This is a genomic window from Yersinia aldovae 670-83 (assembly GCF_000834395.1).
Classification (GTDB): domain Bacteria; phylum Pseudomonadota; class Gammaproteobacteria; order Enterobacterales; family Enterobacteriaceae; genus Yersinia; species Yersinia aldovae.
Window position 1 is genome coordinate 1,074,639 of sequence record NZ_CP009781.1, and the last position, 25,567, is coordinate 1,100,205.

Sequence of the window (25,567 nt, forward strand, 5' to 3'; positions counted from 1 at the left end):
GGGAATTCGCGATGAAAAAATTAATAATTGCTGCACTCCTCGCTACGGTTAGTTTGTCCGCATCTGCCGCTGAAACACTTCGTTTCGCCGCCGAAGCCACTTATCCACCATTTGAATTTATCGATGCCAATAATAAAATGCAGGGCTTTGATATCGATCTGGCCAATGCGTTATGTAAAGAGATGCAAGCGGAATGTACCTTTACCAATCAGGCTTTTGACAGCCTGATCCCAAGCCTGAAATTCAAGCGGTTTGATGCCGTTATCTCCGGAATGGACATCACCCCGGAGCGCTTAAAGCAAGTGGCTTTCACCCAGCCTTACTATGAAAACTCCGCACTGTTTGTTGCTGAAAAGGGCAAAGTGGCTGATTTGGCTGCGCTGAAAGGCAAACGTGTCGGGATGCAGAATGGTTCTACCCATCAAAAATATCTGATGGAGCAACACCCTGAAATTACCGCAGTGCCTTATGACAGCTACCAGAATGCCATTCTTGACCTGAAAAATGGCCGTCTGGACGCAGTATTTGGTGATACCGCGGTGGTTAATGAATGGTTGAAGCAAAATGACCAATTGGTGGCTGTTGGCGACAAAGTGACTGACGCTAACTACTTCGGTACCGGTTTAGGTATTGCGGTACGCCAGAACAACACCGAGTTACAGGGTAAGTTAGATGCTGCGCTGACGAAAATTAAGGCAGATGGCACCTATCAGACAATTTATAAAAAATGGTTCCAGCAGTAATCTAAGCACCCATGAATGAATTTCAACCTTTAGCAAGCGCCGCCGGTATGACCGTCGGCCTTGCCGTTTGTGCATTGGCCCTCGGTTTGGTTCTGGCGATGCTATTTGCCGTCGGCGAATCATCACGCTGGAAAATGGTCAGTTATCTGACTACCGGCTGGGTCACTATCTTGCGCGGGCTACCCGAAATATTGGTGGTCCTGTTTATCTATTTTGGCTCCTCCGAGTTGTTGATGAGACTGTCGGACGGCTTCACGTTGAATCTCTATCTGTTTGAGCTACCGATTAAGCTCAATATTGATAATTTCGAGGTTAGCCCGTTCCTGTGCGGTGTTATCGCCCTCGCCCTGCTCTACTCCGCTTATGCGTCACAAACCTTGCGTGGTGCATTGAAAGCAGTGCCTGTCGGGCAGTGGGAATCGGGTCAGGCATTGGGTTTGAGTACCACGGCGATTTTCTTGCGTTTGATCATGCCGCAGATGTGGCGTCATGCCTTGCCGGGCCTGGGTAACCAATGGTTAGTCTTGCTGAAAGATACCGCGTTGGTGTCACTGATCAGTGTTAACGATCTGATGTTGCAAACCAAAAGTATTGCAACGCGCACGCAAGAACCCTTCACTTGGTATGTGATTGCCGCAGCAATCTATCTGGTGGTAACCCTGTTGAGCCAGTATGTGCTCAAATGGATTGAACTCCGTACCACCCGCTTTGAACGGAACCCATCCTGATGCTGGAATACTTACCCGAAATCCTGAAAGGGTTGCATACCAGCCTGACGCTGACTGTCGCGTCTTTACTGGTCGCTTTGGTGTTGTCACTGCTATTTACCATCGTGCTGACGCTGAAAACTCCCGTTATCACCCCGCTGGTCAAAATTTACATCACACTGTTTACCGGCACGCCGCTTCTGGTGCAGATCTTTTTGATCTACTACGGGCCGGGGCAGTTTCCGTCAATCCGTGAGTATCCGTGGTTGTGGAGCTTACTGTCACAACCTTGGTTGTGCGCTATGATTGCGCTGGCATTAAACAGCGCGGCTTATACCACTCAGTTGTTTTACGGGGCGGTTAGAGCCATTCCATCAGGTCAGTGGCAATCTTGTGAAGCGCTGGGGATGTCAAAAGCCCAGTCGTTACGCATCCTGCTGCCATTCGCCTTTAAACGCGCATTGTCATCTTATTCCAACGAAGTGGTGCTGGTGTTCAAAAGTACCTCACTGGCTTACACCATCACATTGATGGAGGTTATGGGTTACACCCAACTGATGTATGGCCGTACCTATGACGTCATGGTATTTGGTGCTGCGGGTATTGTTTACCTGGGTGTAAATGGCTTGCTGACACTGTTTATGCGGGTGGTGGAGCGCAGAGCATTGGCGTTTGAGCGGCGGAATTAAAATGCGTTTTATCACTTGGTAATTTAGTGATCGGGGTCGGCTGATTGCTGATTGGATGATCCGGCTCGGTTGTTAGAGCACCGAGTTACCATAATCTCCGATGAACCAACCGCCAAAGGGTGCGGGCATGAACGCCCGCGAAAAGCGCGCTTGGGCAGGCTCGATGAGGCCAACGGCTGCCGGAGGGGACTGCGAATAGCAGTAATATTTCGCGCAAGCCGCAAGTGCAGGAGGGCCGGCTTGCCCTCCTGCTCGGTTGAGGCTGCGGAGGCCAAATAAGTACAAAACGAATATCAACCGAAATCCAAACCAAACCAAACCAAACCAAACCAAATACCATTTCCTCGCTTTATCTCTTAAAAATAAAAACTAAATTTTTAATCACATTACTTGCATATAAATTCATAAAATGGCAATGTAAACTCCATCAGTTATCCGAACGAACTCCGATATAAAGTCATTAGACACAATAAAATCAATAACTAACAATTCAATTTATTAAAAATAATCAGACAGGAGCTTACGCATGAAAAAGTTACTATTGGCGACCCTTTTAAGTGGCATGGTTTTCAGCGCAACTGCCGCACAGACGATTCGTTTTGCTGCCTCAGCTACCTATCCGCCATTTGAATTTATGGATGCCAATAACGAAATTGTTGGTTTTGATATGGATCTGGCAAAAGCATTATGTAAGCAAATGGACGCTAACTGTACGTTCACTAATCAGGCGTTTGACAGCTTGATCCCGGCGCTAAAATTCAAACGCTATGACGCAGTGATTTCCGGTATGGACATCACGCCAGAGCGTAGTAAGCAAGTGACATTCACCCAGCCTTACTATGCGAACTCTGCGATTGTGATTGCACCGAAAGGCAAATTCAGCTCTTTTGCTGACCTGAAAGGCAAGAAGATCGGCATGGAAAATGGCACCACGCACCAAAAATATTTGCAGGATTTGCATCCTGAAATCAAAACCGTGGCTTATGACAGCTACCAGAATGCCATTATTGACTTGAAAAATGGACGTATCGACGGGGTGTTTGGTGATACAGCCGTTGTGAATGAGTGGCTGAAAACCAATCCAGATCTGGCATCAGTTGGCGAACATGTGACCGATCCGCAATACTTCGGCACCGGCCTTGGCATTGCCGTACGCCCGGATAATAGTGCCTTGCTGGAAAAACTGAATAAAGCCATTGATGCCATTAAAGCTGACGGGACATACAAAACCATCAATGATAAGTGGTTCCCTCAGTAATATCCTTCGTACTTGGCGTTGCAGGGGTGTTCGTACAACGCCAAGTACGAAGGGTTTAGCGCTTAATGAGTAAGGTTAAAGCCTCATAGTGCGCAGTATGTGGAAACATATCAAACAACTGCACCCGCTCAATGCGGTAATCTACTAACAAACTGATGTCTTTCGCCATTGTTTCGGCGTTACAGCTTGAGTAAAGAATGTATTCAGGTGCCATATTACTTAGATAGTCACATAGCTCTGTACCAATGCCACGCCGCGGTGGGTTAACTAACACTAATTGCGGTACTTGGGCTGTTGAAGTGGCGAAACGAGTGGAGTCCAGCGCGGCAAAGCTGACATTCTGTAACCCCAGTTGAACCGCTGACTGACGCGCACAGGCAATGGCTTGCGCGCTAATTTCAATACCGGTAAGTTGCGTCTGTGCGGTGGCACAATGCAGACCAAAACCGCCAACCCCGCAGAACAAATCCCACATACTGCTGATATTTAGCTCTCGAACCCATTGCCGCGCCGTCGCATACAGTGAAGCGGCGACCTGAGGATTAGTCTGAAAGAAGCTCTGTGGGCGAATAAACAGTGGCACCTGATTAAAAATCTCTGGCAACGCCTGCTGTTGTGTCAGCGGGATCTCCTGTTCACCTTCCAAAATTGCCATATGCACCGGCTGAATATTGGCCGAGATAACCGCCAGTTGCGGCAATTGCTGCTGCAACCAGGGTAATGCCGCTTGTAACTGCGCCAGCTTGGTTTCAGAGCGCAACACAAAGCGCAGCATCAACTCACCGCGGTAAGTGCTTTCAGTCAGTAACAGGTATTTAAGTTCGCCACGCTTGCGCGCCACGTTATAGGGGGTCAAACCTGCTCTGGCAATAAAGGTTTTCAATACAGCAAAAACCACTGTAAAGCTAGCCGGATACAACGGACATGCGCATAAATCAACAGCGGTACCGTCGCGATGCAACATTCCTAAAAGCGGCCGCTCGACACTGCCGCTCACCACCATTTTGGCTTTATTGCGAAAAGCGCTTTCACGGCCAAAAACCGGCGTTAACCACTGAGCCACGGTATGGCCCGCTAGCAGCGTTTCCAGATGATGCTGTTTATCAGCCAGTTGTTGCGGATAAGGTTTTTCCAGCCACTGGCAGGAACGGCAGCTCGCCGCCGTATACTGTGCGCAATGCATTAATATTGACCGTTATAATCAGAAACGTTAAATGATTTGCAGCCGAAGCTGTTTATGGCGCGGATTGTAGCACTCTACAGGGCTAAACACTCATTTTGACTGAGGGAAATAGTGATGCCAGGGGAAAAAGAGCAAGCTGAGAATCACCACATCAGGGATTTTGTGTAGCAGTAAACTATGTAAAATTTCGCAACCGCTATCCCCCTCAATGCGAAAAATATCTAAATACAACCAATCCAGTGACGCCATCAATAAATAAACAACAACGATAACCTGACACGCCAGATAGCACCAGCGCGCCCAGTTCTTGCGATAACACACCGCGACACCACAGACCATTTCTAACAGCAGTAGCACCACACTGGCAAAAAAGACTAAACCAAAATCCCAGCTTTGTAGGCTCTCACTGATAAATGCGCCGGTTCCCGCCCAGCCCAATGTTGCGACCAATAGCAATACGCTAAGGATGCGGGTGGCAATAATGGCTGTGCCTGCGATGAGAACCGGAACAGGCGTGGTGTTGGCTGATAAAAACGCTACCGATGAAAATAATGATCTCATACTGCCCTGTTGGCTTTTGGCTCGGAGTGATGCAACCTAATGTTATCCCTGACAATAACGCCACGGGTGTGCGGCGTTAGAGGAGAATGAAAGCCTAACAGTTTTAGGGCTAATCAGCCATTTATTATCAATCAACTACGGGCAGCTTTGCGTAATTCACGCAACCGCTGCTTTTCCGCACGAGACATAAACCACCAGGCGATTAAACCGATAACCCCGACCACCAGCAATATCAGTGTTGCCAGCGCATTAATCTCTGGATTGACGCCCATACGGACGCTAGAGAACACCAGCATCGGCAACGTTGTGGCGCCCGGCCCGGCAACAAAACTGGCTATCACTAAATCGTCCAATGATAAAGTGAAGGCCAATAACCAGCCTGAAATAAGCGCCGGAGCTATCATCGGCACGGTAATCACAAAAAACACTTTCAGCGGCGTCGCACCCAAATCCATTGCGGCTTCTTCGATAGACCGATCCAATTCGCGCAGGCGGGAACTGATCACCACCGTCACATACGCCGTACAGAAAGTGACGTGTGCCAGCCAGATGGTGAACATACCGCGCTCTGCGGGCCAGCCAATGGCGTGCCCCATTGCGACAAACAACAGCAGCAACGACAAGCCGGTTATCACATCAGGCATCACCAGCGGGGCTGTCAGCATAAAAGCAAAGCCGGTTGAACCACGGAAACGACCAAAACGCACCATCACCACCGCAGCGATAGTCCCTAACACCACCGCCATCGTAGCGGAAGCGGCCGCAATTGTCAGGCTCAGCCCAACGGCAGATATCATCGCCGAATCATTAAATAACGCGATATACCAGCGGATTGACCACCCCGCCCACACCGTAACCAGCTTTGAGCTGTTAAATGAGTAGATAACCAACATTAGCATTGGCGCATACAAGAAGGTATACCCGACAATCAAGATAACGCGCCGCCACACGGAGCGTACTTCCGGTAAGTGATTCATACCGCGCCTCCTGGGGCTTTATTTTGGTGTTTATGGAACCAAAGTATCGGCGCAATCAGCAACACCAACATCACCGTGGCCACCGCTGAGGCTACCGGCCAGTCTCGGTTATTAAAGAACTCCTGCCACAGAATACGGCCAATCATGATGCTATCTGGCCCGCCGAGCAGTTCAGGGATGACAAACTCGCCAACCGCTGGAATAAATACCAGCATCGAGCCGGCGACAATGCCCCCTTTAGTCAAAGGTACAATCACACTGACAAAGGTTTTAAATGGCCGGGCACCCAGATCCAGTGCCGCTTCCACCAATGAGTAATCCAACCGGGTCAGCGCGGTATAGATTGGCAACACCATAAAGGGCAGATAGGAATACACCACACCGATATAGACCGCCAGATTCGTGTGCAAAATGATTAGAGGCTGATCGATAACCCCAGCCCACATCAGGAAATTATTTAGAATACCGTTGTTTTTCAGAATCCCCATCCAGGCATAAACCCGGATCAGGAATGAGGTCCACGATGGCAGGATCACTAACAGCAACAAGATATTGCGCGTGGATGACTTGCTGTGAGCTATCGCCCATGCCAATGGATAACCGATAATCAGGCAGCACAAAGTGGATACCGCCGCCACTTGCAATGATTGCAGGTAAGCATCGATATACAGTGGATCATCAAGCAGTTGCAGATAATTGCCAAGATTAAGCGAAATATCCAGCTTGCCGTCCAGCCACGTCATCAGGTCAGTATAAGGCGGAACTGCGCGTGCCATCTCAGCCAGACTGATTTTGAATACAATCAAAAATGGCAGCATGAATAACAAGAACAGCCACAAATAGGGCATGGCAATGACCAGCTTACGGCCATGTGCCATTTGGCAACGCTGGATTACCGCCTTAATCGGCCCGACAGTGTCGGTCGCTGGTTTTGCTGCCCCACCGGTAGATTCTGGTATCACGATATTAACTCCCCAAGGCGCTTAATTAGCCAAAACTACGCAACTGTCAGCATCCCAACATAATTGCACTTCATCGCCCCAGGTCGGCATCCCTTTACGGTAGCGATGACCATTTTGTAGCTGCGCGCTGATCATCTGGCCGCTATGCAATTTCACATGATAAATGGACAAATCCCCCAGATAGGCGATATGCACCACTTCTCCAACAGCGAAATTACAGCCATCGGATGGCACCTGCTCGCACAGCATCACTTTCTCTGGCCGTAAGGCAACAAACACCGGTACGCCGTCAACCACTGAGGCATCAGAATCCACTTTCAGCGGATGGCGCAAACCAGGGCTGTCGATAACCAGCGCGTCATCCAGTCGCGCTTTGAGCACCCCTTCAAACACATTCACCGAGCCGATAAATTCAGCGCTGAATCTACTGTTCGGATGCTCATAAATCTCTTCCGGTTCGCCAATTTGCACAAACTTGCCACGGTTCATAATGGCAATGCGCCCGGCCATCGTCATAGCTTCTTCCTGGTCGTGGGTCACCATTACGCAAGTCGCCCCCACGCGTTCCAGAATATCCACCACTTCCAGTTGCATCCGGTCACGCAGTTTTTTATCCAACGCCCCCATCGGTTCATCCAGCAGTAACAGTTTTGGCCGTTTGGCAAGGCTGCGGGCCAGTGCCACGCGCTGGCGCTGACCACCGGATAACTGATGCGGTTTGCGTTTGGCAAACTCTTGCATATGTACCAGCGTCAACATTTCAGCCACCCGATGTTTAATTTCCTCCGACGGCAATTTATCCTGTTTCAAGCCAAAGGCGATATTTTGCTCCACGGTCATGTGCGGAAATAGAGCATAAGACTGGAACATCATATTGATCGGGCGTTGATAAGGCGGCACATGGGACAAGTCCTGCCCATCGAGCACGATCTGCCCCTGTGTCGGTTGTTCAAAACCGGCCAACATTCGCAATAGGGTGGATTTACCGCAACCTGATGCTCCCAGCAGCGCAAAAATCTCGCCTTTGTAGATGGTCAAATTGACATCATCGACTGCGGCCTGACCGTCAAATGATTTGGTTAAGTTGCGGATCTCCAGCAAGGGGGTAAACACCTTCTGGGATTTTGGCTGCGGGCGGGTAATGACATCATTCACTCAGTGCGCTCTCCATAAAAGCAGAACAGGCCGCATTCAAGCTGCGGCGCAATAAAAAAACAGGAACAGGAAGATACGCTCCCTGCCCCTACCGTGATTTTCACCCACCATCCGGCGTTTATCAGCAACAGGTTGACGCCCGATGACTGATTCCCCGCAATGGGCTATTTACCGCTTTTCACTTTTGTCCAGGCTCGGGTGATCACGCGATCAATTTTCGGGTCTTGGACTTTTAATGTGAACATTTTCGCCCGCACATCTGCTGGCGGATAAATACCTGGATTATCACGCACCTCGGCATTTACCAGCGGCGTGGCTGCCTTGTTGGCATTAGCATAGAAGACGTGATTACTCACATTTGCAATCACCTCAGGGCGCATCAGATAATTCAGGAACTGATAGGCTTCATCCTGATTTTTAGCATCAGATGGCATTGCAAACACGTCAAAGAACGCCAATGCGCCCTCTTTCGGAATGCTGTAGGCCACATTGACGCCATTTTTCGCTTCTTTAGCACGATTAGAAGCCTGCATGATGTCACCTGCCCAACCGACAGCGACGCAGATATCACCGTTAGCCAGATCATTAATATATTGTGACGAGTGGAAGTAACGAATATTTGGCCGTAATTTCAATAACAACTCGGTAGCAGGCCCCGTGTAGTCCGTGGCCTGAATACTGTTGGGATCTTTGCCCAAGTAATTGAGCACAGTGGCAAAAATCTCGCTCGGCGCATCAAGGAAGGAGACGCCGCAGCTTTTCAGCTTCTCTAGATTTTCTGGTTTTAGCACTAAATCCCAGCTATTTACCGGTGCATCTTGACCCAGAACAGCTTTCACTTTCTCGACGTTATAGCCGATACCGGTCGTCGCCCACAGATAAGGGATAGCAAATTTATTGTCCGGATCGTGCTTACTGACCAATGCCAGCAGCTCTGTATCTAGATTTTTGTAATTGGATAATTTGCTTTTATCCAGCGGCTTAAATACACCGGCCGACAATTGGCGCTCAAGGAAACTGGCTGACGGCACCACCAAATCAAATCCGGTGCTGCCGGCCATTAATTTGCCCTCCAACACCTCGTTGGAGTCAAACACATCATAAACAACCTTAATGCCGGTCTCCTTTTGGAAATTAGCCAGCGTATCCGGTGCGATATAATCGGACCAGTTGTAAACGTGCAGTGTTTTTTCTTCAGCAGATGCTGAAACGGAAGCAGCCATTAACAGGCCAGCAGCAACACCCGATAACCACTTTTTACGTTGGGTGAACATCCGTAAACTCCTCAAAACAGGGGGTGAAGTCGTGCGCTAAATTTGTATCCGATGAGATACAACACCTCTGCTTCCTTGAGCGTAATCCCCCCAAAAGCACCGAGTGCATGGGTATGCATCGTGAGTGATTATTAACCTGACAATAATAATCACTCATTTGGTGGGGAATACTATGCCCGTTGCAGAAACAGCAGCATAACCGCAGTTCGCAATCTGTACCAGCCTCTAGGGTAAAAAACGCCTTTTATCGATTTTTTATGCATATTCTATCTATGTAATGCGCCATTAATGGCATAAACGTCGACAAATATCTGGCAAAGGAGGGTAAAAAGCAGAATATCTTATGGTTTACCGAGGAAATAGCAGTGTGCCACTGGTTTCAGCGGCACTTTTCACGCGAGACATGACTGATTAATAACGAGGTATCAATGGATGATGGGGTAGGCTGTCGCGGTTTGTGGCGATTCATCGTCATCACTGTTGCCAATAAACAGTAAATCGTTGGCGCGCGCTTCCAGAACTATCATCGAGATTTGCTCTTCACATTGCTGCATGAAATAGCCAAACTGAGCGAATGTCACCCCAACTTCTACCGTCAATGACTGACAGACGATCAATTTAGGCAGATTATCATCCTGAATATCAATAAATGCTTTTACTGTCAGTGAACTGGCGTTGATTTGGCTAAGATCCGCCACGAGCGGAATAAGTGCTGTTGGCCTGATTTCAGCCAGTGCAGAGAACAAGATAATGTTATCGACCAAATCAACTTTGGCATCAAACACACCTTCAAAATTTTGCATGTGTGGTAGATGCAACGCCTGACAGGAGTCGCACTCAAAAAATGAGATACCGAGCTGATCCAGCCAACGCCGTAATAAGGCTAAATCCGGGACGATGAGTGAATCCATAACTACTTACCTCACGATTCTCATAATACGAAAAGTGGCATAGCTTACGGAATATTGGCCAACAGCGCCACTTCAATCCCGACTAATTTAATGCCCTAATTATTCTTTTCTGACTGTTTGACTTTTTTAGCCCGATCCGCATCGACTTCTTTCTGCGACTGGGGCCGTGATATTCTATCGGCGCTCCCCAGTAACGGGCCAAAACCACTAACCACACGCCAAACAATGTACGCTGCGGCCGGTATCATCAAAGCAATACCGATAAATATCATTATAATCGCTGCTGTTGTGGTTCCCATTATGCCAGGCAATGACAAATAATCATTGATACTCAAATAGGCAATAACCAGTAACAGCATCCCCAAGGCTTCTGAAATAAGCACAGTGCGGGGCATATCTCCTAACGAGCGCATTTTTACCTCCGATAGGCTCTGCGAAAGCGTCCATCCAGTGTATTGAATCCCCACAACTTGTAACAGTACCGATAAGCAAATAGGCAGGATTAATCAAATTAACAGGCGATACCTACTTTTTTTTCATGTCACCAACGGGCATAGTAGACCCCAGTGAGAGTGAGTAATACGCACAAGTCATTTTATTGGCAAAGTGATTACCTCAAATTAATCAAGGAGTTTTACATGTTTGCTGTGATTTTCGGGCGTCCTGGATGTCCTTATTGTGTCCGTGCCAAAGAACTGGCAGAGAAACTGGAGACTGAGCGTGACGATTTTAAATTCCGTTATATCGACATTCACGCCGAAGGCATTACCAAAGCTGATCTGGAAAAAACCGTCGGTAAGCCAGTAGAAACCGTGCCTCAAATCTTTGTTGATGAGAAGCACATTGGCGGCTGCACTGATTTTGAAGCCTACGCCAAAGAAAACCTGAGCCTGTTTCAGTAATCAGGCCCATAAACAGCGCTACTTTCTCAAACAAATGCACTTTATCAGAAATAATATCGCTGTTTGTCCGAAAAAGGGTGCTAAGGCACCTTTTTTAATACCAATGAGTTAAATCACCGCTAACAAAACCCTAAGCAAAAAACCTCCAACAGCATAGATCAATAGCAGATAGCCCCATTGAAAAGCCATAATCAAGTACATCCCTCTGGCGATGCCAAACTTCCTGCTTACTACTGGCTGTCTGGCAGCAGACCGATTAGAATAAGCGTGCTATTGCCTACATTTATGGATTGTATGGCGGTAAGCTTTCCGAGTTTAAGGAAATGTGTCGTTCTACTATTAACTGGCAGAACGGATATGCAGTGAATCATTCAGGCTTAATAGAAAGTCATACTCTGTGAATATAAACGTCGCAAATTTATTAAACGGCAACTATATCTTGCTGTTATTCGTGGTTTTAGCTCTGGGGTTATGCCTGGGCAAACTGCGGCTCGGCCCTATCCAATTAGGCAATGCTATTGGTGTTTTGGTGGTATCCCTGTTGCTTGGGCAGCAGCACTTCACTATCAATACTGAAGCATTGAATCTGGGCTTCATGCTATTTATCTTTTGTGTCGGCGTCGAAGCCGGGCCTAACTTCTTCTCTATCTTTTTCCGCGACGGCAAAAACTACCTCATGCTCGCACTGGTGATGGTGAGCAGCGCAATGATTCTGGCGTTGGGGTTGGGCAAACTATTCGGCTGGGACATCGGTTTGACCGCTGGGATGCTGGCAGGATCAATGACCTCGACACCGGTTCTGGTGGGAGCAGGAGACACCTTACGCAGTACCATTGGTAATAATCCGGCACTGCAACATGCGCAGGATAACCTGAGTCTCGGTTACGCGCTGACCTATCTTATCGGGCTGGTCAGCCTGATTTTAGGTGCCCGCTACCTACCCAAACTGCAACACCAGGACTTACCGACCAGTGCCCAACAAATCGCTCGTGAGCGTGGGCTGGATACGGACAGCCAGCGCAAAGTGTATCTGCCGGTGATTCGCGCCTATCGGGTGGGGCCGGAACTCGTCGCGTGGGCTGATGGTAAAAACTTACGTGAATTAGGTATTTATCGTCAAACCGGTTGCTATATTGAGCGCATTCGCCGCAATGGTATTTTGGCGAATCCAGACGGTGATGCGGTGTTACAGGTGGGCGATGAGATATCCCTGGTAGGATACCCGGATGCCCACTCCCGCCTTGATCCCAGCTTCCGTAATGGCAAAGAAGTCTTTGACCGCGACCTGCTCGATATGCGCATCGTGACGGAAGAAATTGTGGTCAAAAACAGCAATGCTGTAGGCAAACGCCTGAGCCACTTGAAACTTACCGACCACGGCTGTTTCCTTAATCGGGTGATCCGCAGCCAGATTGAAATGCCTATTGATGACAATGTGGTATTGAATAAAGGTGATGTGTTGCAGGTTAGCGGTGATGCACGCCGCGTTAAAAGCGTGGCCGAGAAGATTGGTTTTATCTCAATCCATAGTCAGGTCACTGATTTACTGGCTTTCTGCGCATTCTTTATTTTAGGGTTGATGATTGGCCTAATCACCTTCCAGTTCAGTAATTTCAGTTTCGGTATCGGAAATGCCGCGGGCTTATTGTTGGCCGGTATCATGCTGGGGTTCTTGCGTGCCAACCACCCTACCTTTGGCTATATCCCGCAAGGTGCGTTGAATATGGTGAAAGAGTTTGGGTTAATGGTCTTTATGGCCGGTGTCGGGCTGAGTGCCGGGGGCGGAATTAATAGCAGCCTCGGTGCCGTGGGTGGGCAAATGCTAATTTCTGGCCTGATTGTCAGCCTGGTACCTGTCGTTATCTGCTTTATCTTTGGCGCTTATGTATTACGCATGAACCGTGCGCTGCTTTTCGGAGCCATTATGGGTGCTCGTACCTGTGCGCCCGCGATGGATATCATCAGCGATACCGCCCGCAGTAATATTCCCGCACTAGGCTACGCGGGGACCTACGCCATTGCGAACGTTTTACTGACGTTGGCCGGTTCGCTAATTGTTATTATCTGGCCGGGAATACTCGGATAGCGCTTTAACAGAGGAATTCGCGGCAAAGCTAAACATTATTTTAACCTTTTTTCATTTTACCAGAACTTTCTTACTGGGCTGGGGTCTGAATTAGTGCCACTGCTTTTCTTTGATATCCCCATATTGAGGAGCCCGATAGTCCCGCCTTCTTAGGTTCAAGACTATCGGGGTTTTTCTTGCCTGAAAATCAAGCCCTTACCTATCAATAGCTTAAGCCCACTTCGCATAGTCATTGGCGATGAAATGGCGGCAGAGGTGCATTTATCCGTAAGTTATAACTTTTTGAATCCTTTCGTTAGCTGTTCATCAAATCGTTTCTTAGCAATCTCTGTAAGAGCAGCAACCTGCAAATCATGCCAATTATCATAGGTCGTATGGGCAGAAATAAACTTATCCCACTCATGATCAGGGATAGCTGCAAAATCCTCTGCCGTCTCTATTTTAAAACCTGATTTAGATAACATGTCATCTAAAGAGGTAAAACTAGAACACCTAGATAAGAACTCAGGGTTTATGCTCTCATCCAAGGTTACTTGCATAGGCTTTTTCTCAAGTTCTTTCATATTCTTTTCAAGCTGTGGCATATTGCTTTTGATCGTAAGTTTACTCTTCATATTATCTCCATATACTTGTGTTTAGGTTTAGAATTACCACACAAAGAGTAGTCTATTTTTTCAGTTCAACGCCCCAATTTGCAGATAGATAACTTATTAATTAATATCGTATTAGTTTTATTTTTGAGCGAACCCACTTCAAAAATTTTTATTGTAAAACCCACGTAATTTAAATAATCCCCTTTAAATTCAATGCACTAACATTTTTACGCGATCCACTACGAGATCCAAATACTGAAAAACACTGAAATTCTTTTCAACCTTTTCAGTTGGCATAACGCTGCAAAGCCCCAGCCACGGCGCGGGCTGGCGGGGTGTTTTGTAGAAAACTAAAACTGAAAAAACTTTATAACGCAAAGTGTGCAGGCGGGTGCGGTGTAGTGCCGTTTCCGTCATGATTACGTTTCTTTAGTGGCAGGTTCTGCTACGTGTGTGGGGTGTGGCTGGCGTGATCCATTTCGGGTGTTGCGGTGTGATGGTGGGTTTATTACGGGCCGTGTTGGGCCGCTGGCAGTGCTTTTAGATGGGCGTAAAAAAGCCCGCGCGTGGCGGACTACTGTAGACTACATACTTAACATATGCGCCGGTGAGACTCTCTTATGCTTTTGAACTGAATAGTAACCGCGATAACACTGCATATAATCCAGTCGAAACCGCGAGCAGAAATATTAAAACCAAAAGAAGCTCATTCCAGCTCCCTTCACTGTCAGCACCGCCGATATAGCTATCAACGATTCGCGAAAGTGAATAGATGAAGGGTTTAACTTGATCAATATTCTTAAATATAAAAAAACTGCTCATAAAACAGGTAATGAACAGCAGTATTTTTTTAGCGAAGCTTACATTGCGCAAAGTTTCTACTCCCTGTGACGTCCACCCGTCCGTAAGCCATAAGACCTGTGCTGCCCGGCACCCTAAATTTTTTAGCCTTAAGTATCCTGTCCCTGACAACCGCATAATCACTAACCTGAAAGAATGTAATACATCCCCAAGAGGTACCACTGCCATCAGGCCGCAACGGATGCAGCCGAAACTGGCCTCGCTTCACGCCGTTAACATATAAATTATCGTTCATTGTCTCGTGGCTAAATAGACCAAACCACTCATCATGGTTGGTACCATTCCACAAATCCAAACCTGTGTTACGAACTTGATTACCCAAACTACCAACAGGGCGATCTACAATCCAGTATTGTCCGGGAGGTAATGCGGAATGCGGAATATCTGAACATTCAGGCATATTGCTATAAGGCTGGTCACCAGAAAATACGTCAAAAGTTCCTAATCCATAACAATGAAACGTGGCCTTTGCGCCGTTATTGGTCAGCCGATTATAATCCATCCTACAGATTTGCATTTTTTTGAATTCCCTCTCATTTGTATGTATCCATCATAATTAACCTGACTTTAACATAAATTTCACGGACAACAAAAACTCACTATAATGCGAATTACTCCGATAATCCTCCGTTACAGACGATTTAATACTCAGATTACTTCACTCCGATCACAGGGGCGTATTTACTGCGTAATCCGTCTGACTTGGCCCCGGTGGAGGTGATGCTCCCGGCGTTTAGCGGGCCGCCGGTATTGGTATGGCTATGTGCTGCGGTCAACTGCGCCAGCTCTTTCACCACATCCAGCGTATCCAGCATGAGGGACATCACGTTAATCTGCTGGCTACCAATCCACACCACCGGCGCAATCACATCCTGCCGGGCGGCGGCGATGCTGCTGCGGATATTGCCAATCTTCTCTATCAAGTCCTGCCCCACATCGGTGGTTAAGGTTTTGCCCACTTTGGCCATGTAACTGGCTTGGGTGGCCAGACTGTAATCCCCCTCACTAATATGCTGGATAGCACCGGCCAGTAAGGTCGCCGTCCCCAGTACCGTGGTTTTATCGGTAGCCTGAACGGTGGTTTCGCGGGCCACCAGTGTGCGGGTTTCATCATCGGCAGTAATCACCCGGCTCATGGATTCCTCACGGATCACCTGATCGGTTTTGCGCTCCCAGTCCCCTGCCACCGTAACCCGCTGCGATACTCCGTCGCGCTGTTGTTGTAGTTGCTCACCCGGCTGCACGGTGGGCAGGTTATTGCCCTGTGATAGCGTCTGACGCACAAACGGCTTATCGGGCCTGCCGCCGGTAAAGCCCACTTCCACCAAAGTACCCGCCGGAGGAAACTGGAACATGCCCGACTCCGCACCGGCCATCGGCAAGGGTAACGGCACCGCAGGGTAAACCGGCGTATCTGCTGCTGCCTTGCCATCATCATCCAGCAATTGCAGATTTACGGCATAGCGGGGCCGGAACGGATCGGCCATATCACCGCTGGTTACTGCTTCGCTCGGCCCCTCCACACGGGCCATTTTCGGGGGAGTGGACACTGCCCTTAAGGCTTTCTTAAGACAGAATTATTACAGTACGCACATTCCCTATTTCCGCTTCAGGTTACACCGTGAAGACCAGCAAAAGCGCCAGCCAAACCGATATCGCAACGCCAACATTAAATAATAACTCAACAGCGCTGATAATTAGGACAAACTCCCTTTACTCATTGCCCTTATCCTTCTATTTTTGGCAGGCTTGCGGGCTGATAATCAGTGGATTGCTATTTTTATGGCTATCACGCAATGAGCAACTGGATTGGCTTATCAGTAATTATTGGTTTGATCCCGTCAGCCAGAGCTTTCCGTGGGAACATAATTACTGGTTAGATTTACTCAACCATCGGCTGTTGAAGATAACCCTGATCAGCACCGCGGTAGCAGGGCTGTTATGGGGTATTTATCGCCGTAATAGTCGTTTGATTACCACTATGCTGCTGTTTGGCGTCGGTCCTTTGGTTATCGGTATTTTAAAAGCCACCAGTGCGCATTCATGCCCCTGGGACTTAGTTGAGTATGGCGGTAAAGCCCTTGGTTATGTATTGATGGGAACGGCGCAGGGCCGGGGCATTGCTTCCCCGGCGGTCATGCCTCCAGCGGTTTTGCCATTATGGCACTATTTTTCCTGTTTTACCCAGAACAACCACGGTTGGCGACATGGTGCTGGTTGGCCGCTATAAGCCTTGGCATGTTGATGGGGTTGGGTCAAATCATGCGTGGGGCACATTTTCTTACTCATAACCTGTGGGCAGGTTGGTGGGTTTGGCTCAGTCAATTGGCTGTGTTTGGGATAATTAGCGGTTATTACAATCGCGATAAAGGTACAAGTTAATGGAACAAATGAATTATTTTTTCTTTTCCATGATCAATGCGACTCCGGCATCGTCACCGTGGATAATTTCTTTGGCAACATTTATTGCCCGCGACCTGATCATGATTGTTCCCCTTTTGTTGATCGGACTTTGGTTGTGGGGGCCGCAAAACAGTATGGATGCGCAACGAGCGGTGATTGTTAAAGCCGCGATTGCTCTGGCTTTCTCTATGCTGTCAGCCGCCTGTATAGGGATGCTTATTCCGCATGATCGGCCTTTTGTCGTCGGTTTTGGCTATAATTTTTTGAATCATGCCCCTGATAGCTCCTTCCCCAGTAATCATGGCACCGTGGCCTTTACCTTTGCTCTGGCTTTCGTGTTCTGGCACCACTTATGGTCCGGTATCAGTCTGATGATTGCAGCGATTGCCATTGCCTGGTCGCGAATTTACCTCGGCGTTCATTGGCCATTAGATATGGTTGGTGCTTTCCTGCTAGGGATTGTCGGTTGTCTGTTTGCACAATTGCTGTGGAACTTATTCGGTGAAAGTATCGCAACAGGAATGAAGCGCCTTTATCATTTCAGCTTTGCACTACCGATCAGCAAAGGATGGGTACGAGGCTGATATCTGCATGTAACTTATTTCACATTGCCGATGGCGTCTAAAAGTCGGCAATAGACTTCTTTCTCTCCCCCACATTTTAAAATCAAACAATTAACCAACATTATTTTTATAAATCACCGTCTCACTCACTGAGAATGTCATAATAATAACAAAACAAGCCATCAAAAGTGTAATTTCGTGCGCGTTAATGTTGTAATATTCACTTAATGTTACCATCATAACAACATTACTGACTGACAGATAAACTAAAGGATAGCCATCATGACGATTAATTACGCGAGCTATATTGACCACACCCTACTGGCAATGGACGCCACGGAAGCGCAAATAATCAAGCTGTGTGAAGAAGCAAAGCAAAACCATTTTTACGCCGTATGTGTTAACTCTGGCTATGTTCCGGTTGCCGCTCAACAGTTAGCAGACAGTCAGGTTAAAGTGTGTTCTGTTATTGGTTTCCCTCTGGGCGCGAGCCTGACTGAAGCAAAAGTTTTTGAAGCTCAGGCGGCCATCAACGCAGGCGCGCAAGAAATCGATATGGTGATTAATGTAGGCTGGTTGAAAAGCGGTAAAATCGCCGACGTTAAGGCAGATATTAAGGCAGTACGCGACAATTGCGCCGCTACCCCGCTGAAAGTAATATTAGAAACATGCCTACTCAGCGATGAGCAGATTGTACAAGTGTGTGAAATGTGTCGTGAGCTTGATGTGGCTTTTGTTAAAACATCAACTGGTTTCAGCACTGGCGGCGCGAAAGAAGAACATGTCAAACTGATGCGTGCCACAGTTGGCCCGGTAATGGGCGTTAAAGCCTCAGGTGCGGTACGTGATAGAACCACGGCCGAGACAATGATTAAAGCCGGGGCCACACGAATCGGTACCAGCTCAGGCGTCGCTATCGTTTCAGGCCAACAGGCAACAGCTTCAAGCTACTAACGTCGTGATCGTTTACTGATGATTTTGTAGCCCGGTAACCACCGGGCTTATTTATTGCAATACATTGTATTTTAATAAATTATACGGCATCGTGTTGAAAACAATTTGTCAGGAATCGCTTATGGAAACCCGCCGCGCAGAACGAATCAATAAACTTACTCAGGCTTTGAAGCGTGCCGATAAAATCCACCTGAAAGATGCCGCAAATCTGTTGCGTATCTCTGAAATGACTATCAGACGGGATCTCAGCGCCGAACCCAGTTCGGTTATTTTGTTGGGGGGCTACGTTGTAATGGACCCTAAAAGCAACAATGCCAATAACTATTTTGTTTCCGATCAACAGGCCAAACAGGTTGAAGAAAAGCGGCGTATCGGGCAACTGGCAGCACAACTTATTGCCGAAAATGACACGGTTTTTTTTGATTGTGGTACCACTATCCCCTTGATTATCGAAGAGATAGATGAAGAACTGACATTTACTGCTATTTGTTACTCCCTTAACACTTTTCTGTCTTTACAAGATAAGCCTAACTGCAAAGTTATCTTGTGCGGTGGGGAATTCAAGCCCAATAACTATATCTTTACCCCACTTAGCCAGCACTCTGAATTGGACAACGCCTGTCCGAACATAGCTTTTATCTCAGCAGCGGGCGTCTCCCTGGAATATGGTGCTACCTGTTTTAATTTCGATGAAATATTGCTCAAGCACCGCGCCATTACTCAATCTCAGCATAAGGTTCTGGTCGCTGATCACAGCAAATTTGGCAAAGTCAAACCAGCCAGTATCGGTGTATTGACACTATTTGATACCTTAATCACTGACCGTCAGCCGGATAATGCGTTCACCCATTTCTTTTCGCAACATGGCATAAAAGTAAACTACTGACCCTGCCAGTAGCCGATCAGACTTGGCTGAACGCTACAAAAGTGTGCGTATTTGCAGCGTTCAGTGGACTCCCGACACTACGTTAGGCTTATTGTATTTTATCCCTTCCATACTCTTCACCCTTGATACAAATACTAAAAATCCTAGATGAAGACACTGAAAAGATAAATTTTCGCCCTTATTCCTTCGTGAATTATGGATTATATTTATGCAGCGGTTATCATCAATAAATGACCATAACTAAATTATGGTTAAATATTATTCCTAACATTTAAATTTCAAAATACCATTTCATTGATTAATTAGCACACAGAAAACCCATTATTTAAGCGAAATTAATTTAACATTTAGCATTATCTTAACGGATTCGAGTAAGCAGATGCGGCAACTTTAATTATCATACAAAATGTATGTAGCAAGAATTCATATGATAAATAAACTAGCTCATGTCATAAGTCACGTATTAGAATATAATATCAGGTCATACCACTGCCGGTTATTTATTATTCTTTCCATTAACTCCAATAGCAAAAGATAACCCAAAACCCCCAACAAAACCATTAAAAATCAATTAATTGGCATATATCACCGTTGTTTTGTTTATGATTTTCATCAATAAATTGACGAATAAAAATATTTTCACTAGATCCCATGACTCAGTTAAAATATATTGCCATACCAGAAGTCAGGAGCAACAAATCGTCTGTTTATTTATTCATCAGACATACGGAACTCCTTTTAATTATGTTTGCTATTAGAAATAGATAAAAACATTTACGTAACAAATAGCCATAAATTCGCAACAAGAGATGACAAACGAGTTTATCAAGCATTTGAGAGCAGGATCACGGTAGTTTTCACTACAAATAGCTATCTTGCCGCCAGCAAAAACTAATGCTCGTATTAGAACGACGAAAATATCCGATGCAGAGATTTCACTCTCGAAATATCGGTTAAATTTTGCACTTTAAATTTCAAGTATGAATTTTAAGCGTTAGACAGAAAACTTGGACTTTAGACATAGCAGTATGACTACCGTATTAAAGTAATAACCAGGGCACCATTTTAAAGAATCGTTTTGACTGAATTTTTTACCTGATCGCGCAACTCAATAATGTGTGGCAGGTTTCTAACTTTCGGCTCTTAATTTCAAATTAACGTGTTCACAATGGAGATCTTTATGGACACTACTCAAACTGCGGGCACAGTTGCCTCCACGGGAAAAACCTCAGCAAGTGCATGGCGTAAAAGTGACACCATGTGGATGTTGGGTCTGTACGGTACAGCAATCGGCGCAGGGGTTCTCTTCCTGCCGATCAACGCCGGTATCGGTGGCCTGCTGCCACTGATTGTTATGGCTATCATTGCTTTTCCAATGACCTTTTATGCTCACCGTGGCCTGTGCCGCTTTGTGCTGTCTGGTAAAAATGCCGGTGAAGACATTACCGAAGTGGTTGAAGAACACTTTGGTGTCGGCGCGGGTAAACTGATTACTCTGCTTTACTTCTTCGCAATCTACCCGATTCTATTGGTTTATAGTGTCGCTATTACCAATACCGTTGATAGTTTCATTACTCACCAGATGCATCTGCCATCACCACCACGCGCTATTTTGTCCCTGATCCTGATTGTGGGCTTGATGACCATCGTGCGTTTTGGTGAACATGCTATCGTTAAGGCGATGAGTATCCTGGTCTTCCCGTTTGTTGCGGTACTGATGCTGTTGGCTGTGTACCTGATTCCAAACTGGTCTGGCGCAATCTTCGAACACGTATCACTGGATGGTAACGGTACAGGCAGCGGCTTGTGGATGACACTGTGGCTGGTTATTCCGGTAATGGTGTTCTCATTCAACCACTCCCCTATCATCTCCGCCTTCGCTGTTGCAAAACGTGAAGAATACGGTGTGGATGCTGAGAAAAAATGTTCCCGCATTTTATCTTTCGCTCATATCATGATGGTTGTAACCGTTATGTTCTTCGTTTTCAGTTGCGTACTGAGCTTGTCTCCTGCGGATCTGATGGAAGCGAAAAACCAGAACATCTCTATTCTGTCTTATCTGGCTAACCACTTTAATACCCCGATGATTGCCTACATGGCACCGGTTATTGCCTTTATCGCTATCACCAAATCTTTCCTGGGCCACTACCTGGGTGCGCGTGAAGGCTTCAATGGCATGATGATCAAATCTCTGCGCAGCAAAGGCAAAGAGATCAATCATGATAAACTGAACCGCATTACTGCGCTGTTCATGCTGGTGACCACCTGGATTGTTGCGACAATGAACCCAAGCATTCTGGGGATGATCGAAACATTGGGTGGCCCAATCATCGCGATGCTGTTGTTCCTGATGCCAATGTATGCAATCCACAAAGTCCCTGCGATGCGCAAATACAGCGGGCATGTCAGTAACGTATTCGTCGTAATCATGGGCCTGATTGCCATCTCTGCAATCTTGTTCAGCCTGTTCGGAAAATAATTTTCTGGCTGATGTTATATCCCTAAATAATTCGAGTTGCAGGAAGGCGACAAGCGAGAGACAAATGGGTTGTAACCATGTTGAACCCCGCTTGCACTGATCCACAGAGGTGAGGCCCAAGGATGGGCTGAGTAGTCAACCCACATGCAGCTTGAAGGATGGCGGGTCTAAATCGTTTCAAAAGCCGGTGCGTTCGCTCCGGCTTCCTATCTACGGCAATGTAAGCAATTTTAATAATTAGAACCGTTACGAGGCTAATATATGGTCAGCGTCTTTGACATTTTCAAGATTGGTATTGGTCCTTCCAGCTCTCATACTGTTGGCCCGATGAAGGCCGGTAAGCTGTTTACCGATGATTTAATCGAACAAGGGCATCTTCCTGCCGTCACCCGAATCACTGTGGATGTTTATGGTTCTTTATCCCTCACCGGTAAAGGCCACCATACTGATATTGCTATCATTATGGGCCTGGCGGGGAACCTGCCCGACACCGTTGATATCGACACAATACCTGCGTTTATCCGTGATGTTGAGCTGCGGGAACGTCTGTTACTGGCTAACGGTCAACACGAAGTTGATTTCCCCGCTCAAGGGGGAATGAACTTCCACACCACCAATCTGCCGCTGCACGAAAATGGCATGACCATCAGTGCACACGCTGGTGATGAATGTATTTTCAGCAAAACCTACTACTCCATCGGCGGCGGGTTTATTGTTGATGAAGAGCACTTTGGTCAGCAGGACAACCAGGCGATTGCCGTTCCTTACCCATTCAGCTTTGCACGAGATTTGCAAAAGCACTGTAAAGACACCGGGTTATCTTTATCCGGTTTAGTGATGCAAAATGAACTGGCGCTGCACAGCAAAGCCGAGATTAGCGCACATTTTGCCGCAATCTGGGCGGTTATGCAGGCCGGCATTGAGCGTGGTATTAACACTGAAGGGCTATTACCTGGCCCGATGAAAGTGCCGCGCCGCGCTGCGGCGTTACGTCGTATGCTGGTTAGTACAGATAAAAATAATTCCGATCCAATGATGGTCGTTGACTGGATCAATATGTATGCCCTGGCAGTTAACGAAGAAAATGCGGCCGGAGGGCGGGTTGTGACCGCGCCGACGAACGGCGCATGTGGCATTATTCCGGCGGTTTTATCTTACTACGACAAATTCATTCGTCCGGTAAATGAGAACTCTTACAGCCGCTATTTCCTGGTCGCTGGTGTCATTGGCGCGCTGTATAAGATGAATGCATCTATTTCAGGCGCTGAAGTCGGTTGCCAAGGGGAAGTGGGTGTTGCCTGTTCTATGGCCGCTGCTGGTTTGGCAGAATTGATGGGGGGCAGCCCGGCACAGGTTTGCATCGCAGCAGAAATCGCGATGGAACATAATTTAGGGCTGACTTGCGACCCGGTTGCCGGACAGGTTCAGGTGCCGTGTATCGAACGTAACGCTATTTCTGCGGTACAGGCGGTCAACTCTGCTCGTATGGCACTGCGCCGCACCAGTGAGCCGAGTGTTTGTCTGGATAAAGTCATTGAAACGATGTATGAAACTGGCAAAGACATGAACTCAAAATACCGCGAAACGTCCCGTGGTGGTTTGGCGATCAAGGTCGTTGCCTGTAACTGATTCTCTTTAGTAATCAAATGATAAAAGGGCTACGGTGAAGTAGCCCTTTTAACGTTATTGACAAAGTACCCGCGACGAAGAAAACAGGCAGGCTGTAACGACGCCATAACCCCTTACCTGGGGCTAGAGCCGCGCCATTCCTGGCACGGACGTTTTACTCTTCTGCCTATCCTCACCGTTCAAGATCGAGTCATCGGGGTTTGTCAGCAGCCTTTTGTTTTATTAATCTAGCTAAATAACTGACTGATTTTCATCATCAAAAAATCCCAGATGCGGCTGAAGAACCCACCCTCTTTGACTTCGTTTAATACCACCAAAGGGCGCTGATCAATGGTTTTCCCGTTCAGTTGAAAATCGATAGTCCCGACCACCTGATGCTTCGCCAGCGGCGCACGTAACTCCGCTTGATCCAGCTTATAACTGGCTTTCAGGTTTTTCATCTGCCCTTTCGGGATGGTGATAGCCGCATCTTCAGCCACACCTAAATCAACCTGACCGGTATCACCCAACCAGACTTTTTGTGTGATAAATGGTTTCGTGGTTTTAATCGGCACTACCGTCTCATAGAAACGGAAACCCCAGGTCAGCAGTTTTTCGCTTTCATTGAAACGAATCCGGTCACTCGGCGCACCTAACACCACAGAGATAAGGCGCATCGGCCCATCGGTTGCCGATGCTACCAGATTATGCCCCGCACCAGTGGTAAAGCCGGTTTTCATGCCATCAACGTTGAGATTTGTGCTCCACAACAAGCGGTTACGGTTGATCTGGCGAATTTTGTTAAAGGTAAATTCTTTCTCTTTATGCAGTGCATATTCGTCCGGCACATCACGTATCAGCGCCTGCCCCAACACGGCCATATCGCGCGCAGTGCTGTACTGCCCTGGCGCATCAAGGCCGTGTACCGTCATAAAATGGGTATTCGCCAAACCTAATGCTTTAGCGTAATTATTCATCAAACCAACAAAGCTATCTTGGCTGCCCGCGATATAGTCGGCTAATGCGATGCTGGCATCATTGCCCGACTGAATAACAATACCTTTATTTAAATCAGACAATCGCACCTGATCACCGGGTTTCAAAAACATGAGCGATGAGCCGCGCAGCGCAGGATTACCTGTGGCCCACGCATCCTTACCCACCGTCACTAAATCATCCGGATGCACTTTACCGGCTTTGAGGGCTTGCCCAATAACATAACTTGACATGATTTTCGTCAAACTGGCCGGATCAAGGCGCTGGTCACTATTGCCCTCAGCCAATATTTTTCCGCTGTTGTAATCCATCAGCACATAGGCTTTGGCATCCACCGGAGGGGCTGTCGGGGCGTCAGCCGCGTGTACCGCAGGCAGTGCTAACAGGAGTAAACCCGCACTGAACGTTAAATTTTTAATCCTGAAAGGGAAGGTATATTTCATCATGAGGTCGCCAGAGTATCCTTGCAAATAATCGGAAATGAGTGGTATTCCCACAACTAGCCACTGTCCAATTAGCGAAAAAGTAACGTTTTTTCACTGATACTGAAGTATTAGCTTAGCCATATTTATGTACCTTTTCTAAATTTATCCCATTGGCGCGGCAATTGGGCAATGTTTTACGTTTTGTTTTGTAAAGAGTGGCAATCTGATTAGTTTTAATGGCTAAGCGGCTAAACGTCTTACCATTTAAACATCCTTACATCTAAGTCCCTAAACGTCTAAAAGAGATTAACATATTCCAAAAAGTAATATACACAGAGTATTTGTTCTTTTTAGAGTCTAAGTCAGCGGCGTTATTATCCCACTAAGTCTT

At 47.1% G+C, this 25,567-nt stretch carries 23 protein-coding genes and 2 pseudogenes; 12 read left to right on the forward strand and 13 right to left on the reverse strand.

Features of this window, described 5'->3' with window-relative positions:
* Positions 1-11: 11 nt before the first annotated feature.
* The 4 genes from artJ (AT01_RS04975) to artJ (AT01_RS04990) all read left to right on the forward strand — a co-directional run bounded on the left by artJ (AT01_RS04975) (position 12) and on the right by artJ (AT01_RS04990) (position 3,397).
* Positions 12-743 carry an arginine ABC transporter substrate-binding protein gene (gene artJ, locus AT01_RS04975; protein ID WP_042546314.1) on the forward strand — a complete coding sequence of 244 codons (732 nt, stop codon included), beginning with the start codon at positions 12-14 and terminating at the stop codon, positions 741-743.
* A gap of 11 nt (positions 744-754) precedes the next feature.
* Positions 755-1,471 (forward strand): arginine ABC transporter permease ArtQ, encoded by a 717-nt coding sequence (gene artQ, locus AT01_RS04980; RefSeq protein ID WP_042546315.1) that lies wholly within the window; start codon positions 755-757, stop codon positions 1,469-1,471.
* A complete protein-coding gene (gene artM / locus AT01_RS04985) occupies positions 1,471-2,139 on the forward strand; it encodes an arginine ABC transporter permease ArtM (protein WP_042546316.1) in 669 nt (222 codons plus the stop codon). The genes artQ and artM overlap by 1 nt, the downstream gene beginning before the upstream one ends.
* 526 nt (positions 2,140-2,665) lie before the next feature.
* A complete protein-coding gene (gene artJ, locus AT01_RS04990; RefSeq protein WP_042546317.1) occupies positions 2,666-3,397 on the forward strand; it encodes an arginine ABC transporter substrate-binding protein in 732 nt (243 codons plus the stop codon).
* 55 nt (positions 3,398-3,452) lie between these two features.
* Here artJ (AT01_RS04990) and rlmC read toward each other — a convergent pair whose 3' ends face one another.
* The 8 genes from rlmC to AT01_RS05030 all read right to left on the reverse strand — a co-directional run bounded on the left by rlmC (position 3,453) and on the right by AT01_RS05030 (position 10,833).
* A complete protein-coding gene (rlmC, locus tag AT01_RS04995) occupies positions 3,453-4,580 on the reverse strand; it encodes a 23S rRNA (uracil(747)-C(5))-methyltransferase RlmC (RefSeq protein WP_042546318.1) in 1,128 nt (375 codons plus the stop codon).
* A 90-nt stretch (positions 4,581-4,670) separates the two neighbouring features.
* Positions 4,671-5,141 (reverse strand): YbjO family protein, encoded by a 471-nt coding sequence (locus tag AT01_RS05000; protein WP_042546319.1) that lies wholly within the window; start codon positions 5,139-5,141, stop codon positions 4,671-4,673.
* A gap of 131 nt (positions 5,142-5,272) precedes the next feature.
* Positions 5,273-6,118, reverse strand: a complete 846-nt coding sequence (gene potI, locus AT01_RS05005) for a putrescine ABC transporter permease PotI (protein WP_042546320.1) — start codon at positions 6,116-6,118, stop codon at positions 5,273-5,275.
* Positions 6,115-7,080, reverse strand: coding sequence for a putrescine ABC transporter permease PotH (potH, locus tag AT01_RS05010; protein ID WP_042546321.1), 966 nt, complete (start codon positions 7,078-7,080; stop codon positions 6,115-6,117). Before potH ends, potI begins: the two co-directional genes overlap by 4 nt.
* A 21-nt stretch (positions 7,081-7,101) precedes the next feature.
* On the reverse strand, positions 7,102-8,235 hold the full coding sequence (potG, locus tag AT01_RS05015; protein ID WP_042546322.1) for a putrescine ABC transporter ATP-binding subunit PotG: 1,134 nt from the start codon (positions 8,233-8,235) through the stop codon (positions 7,102-7,104).
* 164 nt (positions 8,236-8,399) lie between these two features.
* Positions 8,400-9,509, reverse strand: coding sequence for a spermidine/putrescine ABC transporter substrate-binding protein PotF (gene potF, locus AT01_RS05020; RefSeq protein WP_042546323.1), 1,110 nt, complete (start codon positions 9,507-9,509; stop codon positions 8,400-8,402).
* 425 nt (positions 9,510-9,934) lie between these two features.
* Positions 9,935-10,420 carry a type III secretion system chaperone family protein gene (locus AT01_RS05025; protein ID WP_004700641.1) on the reverse strand — a complete coding sequence of 162 codons (486 nt, stop codon included), beginning with the start codon at positions 10,418-10,420 and terminating at the stop codon, positions 9,935-9,937.
* Between the two features lie 95 nt (positions 10,421-10,515).
* Positions 10,516-10,833 carry a YbjC family protein gene (locus AT01_RS05030; RefSeq protein WP_042546324.1) on the reverse strand — a complete coding sequence of 106 codons (318 nt, stop codon included), beginning with the start codon at positions 10,831-10,833 and terminating at the stop codon, positions 10,516-10,518.
* Positions 10,834-11,058: 225 nt separating this feature from the next.
* Here AT01_RS05030 and AT01_RS05035 point away from each other — a divergent pair, with 225 nt between their 5' ends.
* The gene (locus AT01_RS05035) at positions 11,059-11,322 is read left to right on the forward strand and encodes a GrxA family glutaredoxin (protein WP_004700636.1); all 264 of its coding nucleotides are present in this window, start codon (positions 11,059-11,061) and stop codon (positions 11,320-11,322) included.
* Positions 11,323-11,719: 397 nt separating this feature from the next.
* Positions 11,720-13,408 (forward strand): aspartate:alanine antiporter, encoded by a 1,689-nt coding sequence (locus tag AT01_RS05040; RefSeq protein ID WP_004700635.1) that lies wholly within the window; start codon positions 11,720-11,722, stop codon positions 13,406-13,408.
* A gap of 272 nt (positions 13,409-13,680) precedes the next feature.
* On the opposite strand, the gene AT01_RS05045 is transcribed toward AT01_RS05040, so the two are convergent.
* From AT01_RS05045 to AT01_RS05065, 4 genes and pseudogenes are all read right to left on the reverse strand, one after another.
* Positions 13,681-14,022 (reverse strand): hypothetical protein, encoded by a 342-nt coding sequence (locus AT01_RS05045; protein WP_042546325.1) that lies wholly within the window; start codon positions 14,020-14,022, stop codon positions 13,681-13,683.
* 189 nt (positions 14,023-14,211) lie between these two features.
* Positions 14,212-14,418 carry a hypothetical protein gene (locus tag AT01_RS05050; RefSeq protein WP_042546326.1) on the reverse strand — a complete coding sequence of 69 codons (207 nt, stop codon included), beginning with the start codon at positions 14,416-14,418 and terminating at the stop codon, positions 14,212-14,214.
* A gap of 433 nt (positions 14,419-14,851) precedes the next feature.
* A complete protein-coding gene (locus tag AT01_RS05060; RefSeq protein WP_082039701.1) occupies positions 14,852-15,364 on the reverse strand; it encodes a DUF2778 domain-containing protein in 513 nt (170 codons plus the stop codon).
* A gap of 151 nt (positions 15,365-15,515) precedes the next feature.
* Positions 15,516-16,400: pseudogene (locus AT01_RS05065) on the reverse strand (hypothetical protein); the annotation flags it as partial.
* 182 nt (positions 16,401-16,582) lie between these two features.
* Between AT01_RS05065 and AT01_RS05070 the strand changes: the two are divergent.
* From AT01_RS05070 to AT01_RS05095, 6 genes and pseudogenes are all read left to right on the forward strand, one after another.
* Positions 16,583-17,244 (forward strand): annotated as a pseudogene (locus tag AT01_RS05070) (phosphatase PAP2 family protein).
* Complete coding sequence (gene ybjG, locus AT01_RS05075) at positions 17,244-17,849, forward strand: undecaprenyl-diphosphate phosphatase (RefSeq protein ID WP_042546329.1); 606 nt, start codon at positions 17,244-17,246, stop codon at positions 17,847-17,849. The pseudogene AT01_RS05070 and the gene ybjG overlap by 1 nt, the downstream one beginning before the upstream one ends.
* A gap of 261 nt (positions 17,850-18,110) precedes the next feature.
* Positions 18,111-18,782, forward strand: a complete 672-nt coding sequence (gene deoC / locus AT01_RS05080; RefSeq protein WP_004700633.1) for a deoxyribose-phosphate aldolase — start codon at positions 18,111-18,113, stop codon at positions 18,780-18,782.
* Positions 18,783-18,903: 121 nt separating this feature from the next.
* Positions 18,904-19,668 (forward strand): DNA-binding transcriptional repressor DeoR, encoded by a 765-nt coding sequence (gene deoR, locus AT01_RS05085; RefSeq protein WP_042546330.1) that lies wholly within the window; start codon positions 18,904-18,906, stop codon positions 19,666-19,668.
* Positions 19,669-20,848: 1,180 nt separating this feature from the next.
* Positions 20,849-22,147 carry an HAAAP family serine/threonine permease gene (locus AT01_RS05090; protein WP_042546331.1) on the forward strand — a complete coding sequence of 433 codons (1,299 nt, stop codon included), beginning with the start codon at positions 20,849-20,851 and terminating at the stop codon, positions 22,145-22,147.
* Positions 22,148-22,408: 261 nt separating this feature from the next.
* Positions 22,409-23,776, forward strand: a complete 1,368-nt coding sequence (locus tag AT01_RS05095) for an L-serine ammonia-lyase (RefSeq protein ID WP_042546332.1) — start codon at positions 22,409-22,411, stop codon at positions 23,774-23,776.
* A 227-nt stretch (positions 23,777-24,003) separates the two neighbouring features.
* Here the strand turns inward: AT01_RS05095 and AT01_RS05100 are convergent, their stop codons facing one another.
* Entirely contained in the window at positions 24,004-25,197 is a 1,194-nt protein-coding gene (locus tag AT01_RS05100) for a serine hydrolase (RefSeq protein ID WP_004700621.1), read from the reverse strand.
* Positions 25,198-25,567: the final 370 nt, after the last annotated feature.